This window comes from Celeribacter sp. (genome assembly GCF_048266405.1).
Taxonomy (GTDB): domain Bacteria; phylum Pseudomonadota; class Alphaproteobacteria; order Rhodobacterales; family Rhodobacteraceae; genus Celeribacter.
In genome coordinates, this window is record NZ_JBLWZO010000007.1 from 123156 (window position 1) to 133140 (window position 9985).

The following is a 9985-nucleotide window of genomic DNA, read 5'->3' on the forward strand; positions in this document are numbered from 1 at the left end:
AGGTCAGACCTTTGTGTCATGATGGCCATACGTTGATTCGAAGCTTCAGGGAGGAGCCAATGAAACTATTGAAACTTGCAGCCACCGTGGCCGCGCTTGCCGTGCCGGCTTTTGCATTCGCACAGGATGTGAAAATCGGCTTCGTTGTGAAGCAACCCGAGGAGCCCTGGTTCCAGGATGAATGGAAATTCGCGGACATTGCCGCAGCCGAAAAAGGGTTTGATGTGATCCAGATCGGCGCTGTCGATGGCGAAAAGGTCATGGCGGCTATCGACAATCTCGGCGCACAGGGCGCGGATGGCTTCATCATCTGCACGCCCGACGTTAATCTCGGGCCGGGCATCGTGGCTAAGGCTGCTGCGAACGGTCTCAAGTTGATGACCGTGGATGACCGTCTGATCGGTGCGAATGGTGAGCCGATCGAAGGTGTGCCGCATATGGGTATCTCGGCGCGCAAAATCGGTGAAGACGTGGGCAATGCCATTGCTGACGCTGCGACCGAACGTGGTTGGTCTCTCGACGAGATCGGTGTGATCCGTGTGTCTTACGACCAGTTGCCCACGGCGGTTGATCGTGTCGAAGGCGCTCTCGATATGCTGCGCGAAGCGGGTGTGCCCGAAGCCAATATCTTCGACGCTCCGCAGGCGCGCACGGATACGGAAGCGGCGCTGAATGCGGCGACCATCGTGCTCAACAAGAACCCTGACGTGAAATACTGGGCGGCCGTGGGTCTCAACGACGAGGCCGTTCTGGGGGCCGTGCGGGCCGCCGAGAGCGTCGGTATCAGTCCCGACCACATGATTGGTGTTGGCATCGGTGGTTCGGACTCCGCGATCAACGAGTTCGAAAAGCCTGACGCAACGGGCTTCTACGGTACGGTGATCATTTCACCGAAGCGTCACGGGTATGAGACCGCGATGAACATGTATGAGTGGATCACCGAGGGCAAAGAGCCAGATCCGCTGATCCTCACATCTGGTGCATTGGCCACGCGCGACGATTACAAGGAGGTTCGCGCCAGCCTCGGTATCGAATAACCCCGACGACTTTCACAAACCGGCGGCGCCATTGCGGTGCCGCCAGCCAGGGGCGGGCCATGACCTATCTCACATTCACGAATATCTCGAAATTCTATCCGGGCGTGCGCGCACTTACCGACGTTACCTTTGATGTGCGTCGCGGTGCGGTCCACGGGCTGATGGGGGAAAACGGTGCGGGCAAGTCGACCCTGATCCGTATTCTCTCGGGCGACGCCAAAGCCGATACGGGTGTCGTCGCAATCGACGGCGAAGAGCAGCACTACCGTTCGGCGCGCGATGCGCGCGACGCTGGAGTGACGGTTATCCATCAGGAACTCCAGCTGGTCACGGAACTGACCGTCGCCGAGAACCTCGCACTCGGGCATTTCCCTGAACGTGCAGGGGTCATTGATTTCAAGCACCTCTACAGCGATGTCGGTGAGAAACTGCGGCAGGTCGGCATTGATGTCGATCCCCGCGCCAAGGTGGCTGATCTCTCAATCGGCGAGCGCCAGATGGTGGAGATCGGCAAGGCGATCATGGTTGATGCGCGTATCATCGCGCTGGATGAGCCGACCTCGTCGCTGTCGGCGCATGAGAGTGAGACACTCTTTCGCTTGATTGGCCGCCTGAAGGCCGAGGGGCGCACAATCCTTTATATCTCGCACCGCATGGAAGAGGTCTTCCGGCTTTGCGACAGTCTGACGGTCTTGCGCGACGGCCAGATGGCAGCACATCACCAGACCCTAGACGGCGTTACCGCAGATCAGGTCATCTCCGAGATGGTCGGGCGCGAAATCGACGACATCTGGGGCTGGCGTCCGCGCAGCATCGGCGAGGCCAAGCTCGACGTGCAGGGGCTACAAGGGCCACAGCTGCTTGTGCCCGCAAGCTTTCAGGCTCGCCGCGGGGAAATCCTCGGGTTCTTCGGCTTGATTGGGGCAGGGCGGTCGGAGCTTATGCGGCTGGTTTTTGGTGCCGATCCCCAAACGGGCGGCACGGTCCGCATCGGGGACAGGGCGCTTGGGGCACGCAACCCGAAGTCCTCTATCCACGCGGGTATGGTTCTGGTCCCCGAGGATCGCAAGGCCGAAGGCATTATCCAGGGGCGGTCACTTGAGGAGAATATCCTCATTTCGTCCCGCCGCCACTTGACGCGTGCGGGAGTTCTCAACCGTCGCCGCGAGGCGGAGATCGCCGACCACGAGTTGAAGCGGTTGAAGGTACGCACCCCATCACGCCTGCAGGACATTGTGAACCTGTCAGGCGGCAACCAGCAGAAGGTGATCCTGTGCCGCTGGCTGTCCGAGGAAGGCGTCGAAGTTCTGCTGATCGACGAGCCGACGCGCGGCATAGACGTCGGGGCGAAATCGGAGATCTACGACATTCTCTATCAACTTGCCGAAGAGGGTATGGCCATCGTGGTGGTGTCGTCGGAATTGCCCGAGATCATGGGGATTTGCGACAGGATCCATGTCATGCGCAACGGCCAGATCTCGGCCGAAGTGGACCGCGCCGATTTCACAGAAGAAACATTACTGGCTGCCGCCATGCCCGAAGATAGCGCAGGCCCGGCAGACGAAGGAGTATCGAAATGACACAAACCGTTCGCAAAATTCTGTTGGGCGATCAGGGGCTTTTGGTGCTGTTTGCACTGGCCTTCGTGATTGTCTCGCTGACCGTGCCCAACTTCCTGACCGAGCGCAACATGCTCGGGCTGTTGCAATCGGTGGTCACGGTCGGCGTCGTCGCCTGCACCATGATGTTCTGTCTGGCTGGGCGGGATTTCGATCTCTCTGTCGGCTCGAATGTGGCCTTTACGGGGATGGTCGCGGTCATGGCGTCGAATGCCACAGGATCGATCACGCTGGGCATTCTGGTTGCCTTGGTGGCAGGCGCCGCCGTCGGGTTGTTCAACGGCTTCGTCATAGCTAAGTTCCGCATCAATGCGCTCATCACGACGCTGGCGACCATGCAGATCGTGCGCGGTCTGGCGCTTATCTCTTCGGACGGGCGCGCCGTGGGTATTCAAGATCCGAACTTTTACCAGATCTCCCTGTCGAAGATCGCAGGGGTTCCCACGCCGATCTGGATTTTGATGATCCTGTTTCTGGTCTTCGGCTTCATCCTGACGCGGACGGTCTTCGGCAAGAACACGCTGGCCATCGGTGGAAACCCGGAGGCGGCGCGTCTGGCTGGTGTTGATGTTGACCGTATGCGGATTGCCATCTTCACGCTGCAAGGTGTGACCTGTGCCATTGCGGGGATTCTGCTGGCCTCGCGCATCACCTCAGGTCAGCCGAACGCCGCGACGGGGCTGGAGCTTTCCGTCATCTCGGCCTGTGTGCTCGGAGGGGTCTCCCTTGCGGGTGGGCGTGCCACAATGACGGGTGTGATCATCGGCGTGATGATCATGGGCATCGCCGAGAACGTGATGAACCTGCTGAACATTCAGGCGTTCTACCAATACGTGGTGCGCGGTGTGATCCTCTTGTTGGCGGTGCTGCTCGACAACCTGCGCACCCTTGCATCCTCGCGTGCCAAGGGCTGACCCAGACCAAACAGGGAGGCGGCGCGTCATGGGCCGCGCCACCTTCAACTGTCCCACTAACGATCCCATTCAGGAGGTTCCATCATGTCTGGTTCGAGATTGCACGGAAAACGCGTGTTCATCACTGGCGCCGCACAGGGCATTGGTTTCGCAATTGCGCGTGCCTGTCACCGCGAAGGGGCGGCGCTCTACCTGTGCGATATTGACGGGGCGCGGCTTGATACAGTGGGTGCCGAGTTGGGCGGGCGCAGTGGGAAGCTGGACTGGGGTGTTGCCGATATTTCTGATGCCGAGGCGATACGAGGGCAGGTTGCTCGCGCGACGGATACCATCGGGACTGTGAATGCGCTGGTCAACAATGCGGGGGTGAATGTCTTCGCCGCGCCACTGGAGATGACCGACGAGCAGTGGAAGCGGTGTTTCGACATCAACCTCAACGGTGCCTGGAATTGTTCCCGTGCGCTCCTGCCAGACATGGTTGAGGCGGGCGAGGGAGTCATACTCAATATCGTCTCGACCCATTCGTTTACGATCATTCCGGGCACCTTCCCCTATCCCGTGGCCAAACACGCCCTGCTTGGCCTCACCAAATCACTGGCGCTGGAATTCGCGCCACAAGGGGTGCGGGTCAATGCCATCGCGCCGGGATATGTCGCGACCCAGAACGTGATCGACTATTGGAACAGCGCCCCCGACGCGCAGGCCGCCAAGCAGCGGACACTGGACCTCCATCCGGGCGGGCGCATCGCCCAGCCCGAGGAAATCGCAAACGCAGCCGTGTTCATGGTGTCGGATGAATGTCCGTTCATGAATGCCACCTGCCTGACCATTGATGGTGGGCTGAGCGTTCTGCACCACCCCGCCTAGAAGAGTGAAAACCAAAACATGAAAATTACTGCATTGAAAACCTACGCCGTCCCGCCCCGTTGGGTGTTTCTCAAGATCGAAACGGACGAGGGCGTTCACGGCTGGGGGGAGCCCGTGCTCGAAGGGCACGCGCGGACTCTGATGGCAAAGGTTAAGGAGCTTGAAACCTTCCTCATCGGACGCGACCCCGCGCGCATCGAGGACATCTGGCAACTTATCTACCGCAACGGCTGCTATCGTGGCGGCCCTGTGTTGATGAGCGCGATCTCGGGGATCGATATGGCGCTTTGGGACATCAAGGGTAAGGTCTGCGGCCAACCTGTTCACAGCCTACTGGGTGGTCCCGTACGCGACCGTATCCGTAGCTATCGCTGGATTGGCGGCGACCGCGTGGAGAACCTTGTCGAAGGCGCGTTGGAAATGCGTGAGGCAGGCTATAATGCAGTCAAGTTCAACATCTGCACCGAACTCCAGATTATCGACACCTATGCCAAGGTCGACGAGATCGTCGAGAGGCTTTCCGAGGTGCGTGCGGCTGTGGGTAAAACAATGGATCTTGCGTTCGACTTTCACGGGCGTGTCCATTACCCGATGGCGCGCGTACTCTTGAAAGAGATCGAGCACTTGCGACCGATCTTTGTCGAGGATGCTGTTGTCTCGACGCAGGTCGATGCCATGGCGCAACTCGCGCAGCTCACCTCTGTCCGCCTATGCACAGGCGAACGAATGCACTCGCGTTACGACTTCCGCCCTGTGTTCGAAAGCTGTGCGGCAAGCGTGATCAACCCCGATACCGCCCATGTCGGCGGCATTTCGGAGATGGTGCGCATCGGACACATGGCCGAGGCCTATGATGTCGCGCTCGCGCCGCATTGCCCTCTCGGACCAATCGCGCTGGCGGCGTGTTTGCAGGTGGATGCGGTTTGCTACAACGCCTTCATCCAGGAGCAAAGCCTCGGGATGCATTACAACTCTGGTGGCGATCTCAACGACTACCTCACCCCCGAAACCCGCTTTCAGGTCGAGGACGGATTTCTTCCCATTCCCCAAGGCGACGGTTTGGGGATCGAAGTCGACGAAGCGGTCGTCATTGAGCGAAGCAAACAAGAACACGACTGGCGTGCGCCAATCTGGCGTCATGCGGATGGCTCGATTTCCGAATGGTAATCCGTGCCCATATTTCTCTTCACGAAAGGACAAAACCGTGACACTACCGACAAGCGATCCCGAGCTGTTCGAACTCCTTAAAACCCGCCTCTTTACTGCCGTTCTCGGCGACATTCTGGATGCGATGGGCTTTCATCATCAGTTCCTGCCTGCCGCGATCGGCCCGTTGCGGTCGGACATGAAGCTTGCAGGGCGGGCGATGCCGGTTCTCGAAGCTGATGTCTTCGATGACGGTGACGAGAATTCCAAAGGCCCTCTGTCGAACAAGCCGTTCGGGCTGATGCTCGAGGCGCTGGATGATCTGCGCGAGGGCGAAGTCTATGTCGCCTCCGGTGGTTCGCTTCGCTATGCGTTTTGGGGCGAGTTAATGGCGACCCGCGCGACGCATCTCAAGGCAGCTGGTGCGATCGTGAACGGCTATATTCGCGACACGGATGGTATCGAAGCCATTGGCTTTCCGACATTCGGACGCGGGATCTACGCGCAAGATCAGGGCCCGCGCGGGAAGGTCATAGACTATCGTTGCGCAATTGAAATCGAAGGAATTCGTATCGCGCCTGGTGATCTGTTGTTCGGGGATCGCGAAGGCGTGTTGGTGATTCCCAAAGAGGTTGAAGTGGAATGCATTCGCCGTGCGTTGGAAAAGGCGAGCACTGAGAATGAGGTCGCCGTGGCAATTAGGGCCGGCATGAGCGCAACGGAAGCCTTCAAAAAATACGGTGTAATGTGATGCAGGGTCAGGGACTTTGCGAAAGGATTCTAAGGCCGCCGGCCGTAGATGCGCCACATCTGTGGCGTGCAACTTGACATAGTAAGCCACCCACTCATGGCGGCCACGTGAACACGTAGCGTTGTCTCATAGGTGAACGGCCGTGTCCCATTTGGAAATGGTGGCTCTTTGCTCAAATATTTTGGCCGTTTCGGAGTAATGCGACCGGAATGTGCCACGCTTGGTCATACCCGCCATCGGCGCGTGGTCGAGCAGGGGCTCTTGTTGGACGAATAGCCCGCGTCTTTCGCATTGCTAAACAAGGAGGAGACGATAATGACCTTTAAAAAAACTTTTTTGGCCACGGCGCTCGCGACCATTGCGGCACTACCGGTTCTTGCGCAGGACTTTAATCTGAAGTTCCAATCCAGCGATCCGGCGGGCAATCCAACCTACATTATTGAACAGGAATGGGCACAGCGGGTCTCTGACGCCTCAGGTGGCCGTCTGTCAATCAATATGCTGCCCGTGGATTCCGTTGTCAGCTATAATGAAACCCATGACGCCGTGGGTGCAGGCATTCTTGATGGTCACATTACAGCAGTGGCCTATGCGTCGGGTAAAGACCCTGCCTTTGCATTGATCGGAAATACGGTCGGTGCATGGTCGTCACCCTATGAAATGCTCCGCTTTGTGAATTACGGCGGCGGCAAGGAGCTGATGAACGAGCTTCTCAACCCCTATGGTCTGCAATTCGTCGGTGCGACGTCGGGCGGGCTTGAGGCCTTCGTTTCCACCAAGCCTCTCAATGGCGTGGATGACCTCAAAGGGTTGAAAGTCCGCGCACCGGAAGGCCTCGTCCAGAAGGTCTTCGCCGCAGCAGGTGCCGCGCCCGTGAACCTTCCCGGGTCCGAGGTTTTCACCTCGCTCGACAAGAAGGTGATTGATGCCGCGGACTATACAGTCTTCGCCGCGAACCACGCCGCTGGGATGCATGACGTGGCCAAGCACCCCGTCTACCCGGGCTTCCACTCCCTGCCTTTGATCGAAGTGTCGATGAACAAGGCCACATGGGACAAGATGCCCGAAGATCTTCAGGCGCTGTTGTCCCTGTCGATCAATGATCTGGCCATGGATATGACTTCGCAGCTGTTCATGAAGGATCTCGAAGCGGTTGCCGACGCCCGCGAAAAGGGGATTGAAATTCACGACTGGTCGCAAGACGAGCGCGCCAAGTTCCGTGCAATTGCTGTTGCACAGTGGAGTGAGGTGGCGTCCGCGAGCGCTAACGCCAAGAAAGTCTACGATGCCTTGCTGGCATACATGACCTCCCAAGGCCTGCTCGCAGAGTAAGCCTGTTTGCCCGCGCGGCCAAAACCGCGCGGGCTTTTTTTCCAGATGCGAGATGAGGACTGTCGATGACCGATCCGAACGAGATCCCGAATGTCGAACTGCCACATGAAACGGAAGACGTGCCCTCCGATTTCTTTGCGGCGGGGGTACTCTGGCTCGGGAAATTCTTTTCCCTGTTGTTCCTGCTCTCCATGACGATCCTGATTTTTGAGGTCGTCATGCGTTACGTGTTTCACAGCCCGACCAAATGGGTCCATGAAACCACGATTTTCATCTGTGCGATCTGTTTTGTCTTTGGCGGGCTACATGCTGTCTCGCGCGACGGACACATCCGTATCGTGCTGATCTACGACTATCTCGGCCCGAAGATACGGCGGCGTGTGGATATTGCGATCTACACCGTCTGTGCATTGAGCACGGCGATGTTCAGCTATGCGATCTGGCCCACGGTGTTCGGGTCATTCTTCGCCCCATCGGGTGAGTTCCGCATGATTACCTCGGGGAGTGCATGGAACCCGCCGTTTCCGGCCTTGCTGCGCGCTTTCCTGTTTCTCGCGCTGGTGGCGATGACCATCCAGTTCGCGCTATTTGTCTTCAAACTTCTTCGGGGGAAATGACGATGTTCGATCTTTCCGCACTCGGTATCGAATACGGCACGTTCGCTATGTTCGTTATGCTTCTGTTGTTGCTTGTCACGGGGATGCCTCTGGCGTTCGTGACATTGCTTGTCGCCCTCGTTTTCACGCTCGGCTGGTTCGGTCCCATGGCTGTTCCGCTGATCACCAGTCGGGTCTTCTCCTTTGTCTCATCCTTCGTCTTTGTATCGGTGCCGATGTTTGTGCTGATGGCGGCGGTGCTCGACAGATCAGGCATTGCGCGCGATCTGTTCGATGCTATGAAACTTGTGGGCGGGCGTATTAAAGGCGGCGTCGCAGTCCAGACAATTTTCGTTGCTGTTGTGCTTGCTGCTATGAGCGGCATTATCGGCGGCGAGGTTGTTTTGCTCGGGATGCTCGCCTTACCCCAGATGTTGCGACTTGGCTACGATCGGAAACTGGCCATTGGCGTTGTCTGCGCGGGGGGCTCTTTGGGAACGATGGTTCCGCCCTCCATCGTGCTCATCATCTACGGTTTGACCGCAAGCGTTTCGGTCGGCGACCTGTTCGCATCTGCGTTTGTCCCCGGGCTCATGCTGGCTATGTTCTATGTCGCTTATGTCCTGTTCCGTGCGTATTTCACGCCTGGCGCGGTACCCGTCGTAGAAGACGACGACATGCCGCTTTCGGAGAAGCTGCTCAAGCTGAAAGGTCTGATCCTGCCGCTCGTGGTCGTGGTTCTTGTGCTCGGATCAATCTACGGCGGTATCGCCTCCGTGACCGAGGCATCGGCCATCGGCGCCTTTGGCGTCACCTTGTCGACTATTGTCCGTGGAGAGTTTTCTTGGGCCATGATGCGCAGCGCAGCACTACAGACGCTGAAAACGACGGGAATGATCGTCTGGATCGGTATCGGGGCGAGCGCACTTGTCGGGGTGTTCAACCTGATGGGGGGAATCGATTTCGTCTCAGAACTCATCACGGGGATTTCTGACGAACCGATTGTTGTCATCCTGTTTATGATGGCCATCCTGTTTGTACTCGGCATGTTCCTTGACTGGGTCGGGATTGCGTTGCTGACCATGCCGATCTTTGTGCCGATCGTAGTACAACTGGGCTATTCCCCGATTTGGTTCGGCGTTCTGTTCGCGATGAACATGCAGGTATCCTTCCTCTCGCCACCCTTCGGTCCTGCCGCGTTCTACCTCAAGAGTGTGGTGTCCGATGATATCTCGTTGGGCGAAATTTTCAGTTCGCTTCTACCTTTCATCGCGATGCAAATTCTCGCGGTTGGCTTGCTGATTGCCTTCCCCGGATTGGCTGGCCAGTGAATATGGGGGTGCATTACTTTTAAGTGCGGGGGTTCATTTTAAGAGCTATGGCGCACGATTAGGAACTTCGCTAATCCGACCAAGGTCATGCCCGACACTCCCACCCGCCTTGTCGAGCTATCGTCTTCGGCGAGGCGATCGAGACGGACGGCGCAGACGCAGGCCATGTTAGGATCGTCGGGCAGAGGTGACTTGGGTTTGCTCAGGTCACCTTAATTGCAGCTCGGCTCGCCTCCTTTCCTTGGTGATCTTGATCATCCCGATTATCTGCACCTCGGTAAAACGGCTCTTTCGCATTCGTCTGCTCCTTCAAGATGCTCTGAAACCCTGTTTTCCGGCCATTTATGATTAGAGTTTTTCGCTGTATTTCCCTTTGGCTGGGAGAGGAGCGA

The 9985-nt window shown here is 57.9% G+C and carries 10 protein-coding genes; 9 read left to right on the top strand and 1 reads right to left on the bottom strand.

All coding sequences use genetic code 11. The features are described from left to right. The first annotated feature begins 59 nt into the window (after window positions 1-59). From ACN0TS_RS13785 to ACN0TS_RS13825, 9 genes are all read left to right on the top strand, one after another. Window positions 60-1037, top strand: coding sequence for an arabinose ABC transporter substrate-binding protein (locus ACN0TS_RS13785; RefSeq protein ID WP_417259940.1), 978 nt, complete (start codon window positions 60-62; stop codon window positions 1035-1037). A gap of 59 nt (window positions 1038-1096) precedes the next feature. Then, window positions 1097-2617, top strand: coding sequence for an L-arabinose ABC transporter ATP-binding protein AraG (araG, locus tag ACN0TS_RS13790; RefSeq protein ID WP_417259941.1), 1521 nt, complete (start codon window positions 1097-1099; stop codon window positions 2615-2617). Then, window positions 2614-3570 (top strand): L-arabinose ABC transporter permease AraH, encoded by a 957-nt coding sequence (gene araH, locus ACN0TS_RS13795; protein WP_417259942.1) that lies wholly within the window; start codon window positions 2614-2616, stop codon window positions 3568-3570. Before araG ends, araH begins: the two co-directional genes overlap by 4 nt. Before the next feature lie 84 nt (window positions 3571-3654). Continuing rightward, complete coding sequence (locus ACN0TS_RS13800) at window positions 3655-4437, top strand: SDR family oxidoreductase (protein ID WP_417259943.1); 783 nt, start codon at window positions 3655-3657, stop codon at window positions 4435-4437. 18 nt (window positions 4438-4455) lie between these two features. Continuing rightward, window positions 4456-5604, top strand: a complete 1149-nt coding sequence (gene dgoD, locus ACN0TS_RS13805; RefSeq protein ID WP_417259944.1) for a galactonate dehydratase — start codon at window positions 4456-4458, stop codon at window positions 5602-5604. Window positions 5605-5641: 37 nt separating this feature from the next. Continuing rightward, entirely contained in the window at window positions 5642-6334 is a 693-nt protein-coding gene (locus ACN0TS_RS13810; RefSeq protein WP_417259945.1) for an RraA family protein, read from the top strand. 315 nt (window positions 6335-6649) lie between these two features. Further along, window positions 6650-7666: a TRAP transporter substrate-binding protein gene (locus ACN0TS_RS13815; RefSeq protein WP_417259946.1), complete on the top strand. Its 1017-nt coding sequence runs from the start codon at window positions 6650-6652 to the stop codon at window positions 7664-7666. 65 nt (window positions 7667-7731) lie between these two features. Then, window positions 7732-8283: a TRAP transporter small permease subunit gene (locus ACN0TS_RS13820; RefSeq protein ID WP_417259947.1), complete on the top strand. Its 552-nt coding sequence runs from the start codon at window positions 7732-7734 to the stop codon at window positions 8281-8283. A gap of 2 nt (window positions 8284-8285) precedes the next feature. Continuing rightward, window positions 8286-9593, top strand: coding sequence for a TRAP transporter large permease (locus tag ACN0TS_RS13825; RefSeq protein WP_417259948.1), 1308 nt, complete (start codon window positions 8286-8288; stop codon window positions 9591-9593). A 202-nt stretch (window positions 9594-9795) separates the two neighbouring features. Here the strand turns inward: ACN0TS_RS13825 and ACN0TS_RS13830 are convergent. After that, window positions 9796-9985 (bottom strand): hypothetical protein (locus tag ACN0TS_RS13830; RefSeq protein WP_417259949.1); only part of this gene is annotated, 190 nt, incomplete at its 5' end.

Coding starts and splice junctions, on each gene's coding strand:
- ACN0TS_RS13785 (WP_417259940.1), top strand. CDS start 60: ATGAAACTATTGAAACTTGCAGCCACCGTGGCCGCGCTTGCCGTGCCG.
- araG (WP_417259941.1), top strand. CDS start 1,097: ATGACCTATCTCACATTCACGAATATCTCGAAATTCTATCCGGGCGTG.
- araH (WP_417259942.1), top strand. CDS start 2,614: ATGACACAAACCGTTCGCAAAATTCTGTTGGGCGATCAGGGGCTTTTG.
- ACN0TS_RS13800 (WP_417259943.1), top strand. CDS start 3,655: ATGTCTGGTTCGAGATTGCACGGAAAACGCGTGTTCATCACTGGCGCC.
- dgoD (WP_417259944.1), top strand. CDS start 4,456: ATGAAAATTACTGCATTGAAAACCTACGCCGTCCCGCCCCGTTGGGTG.
- ACN0TS_RS13815 (WP_417259946.1), top strand. CDS start 6,650: ATGACCTTTAAAAAAACTTTTTTGGCCACGGCGCTCGCGACCATTGCG.
- ACN0TS_RS13820 (WP_417259947.1), top strand. CDS start 7,732: ATGACCGATCCGAACGAGATCCCGAATGTCGAACTGCCACATGAAACG.
- ACN0TS_RS13825 (WP_417259948.1), top strand. CDS start 8,286: ATGTTCGATCTTTCCGCACTCGGTATCGAATACGGCACGTTCGCTATG.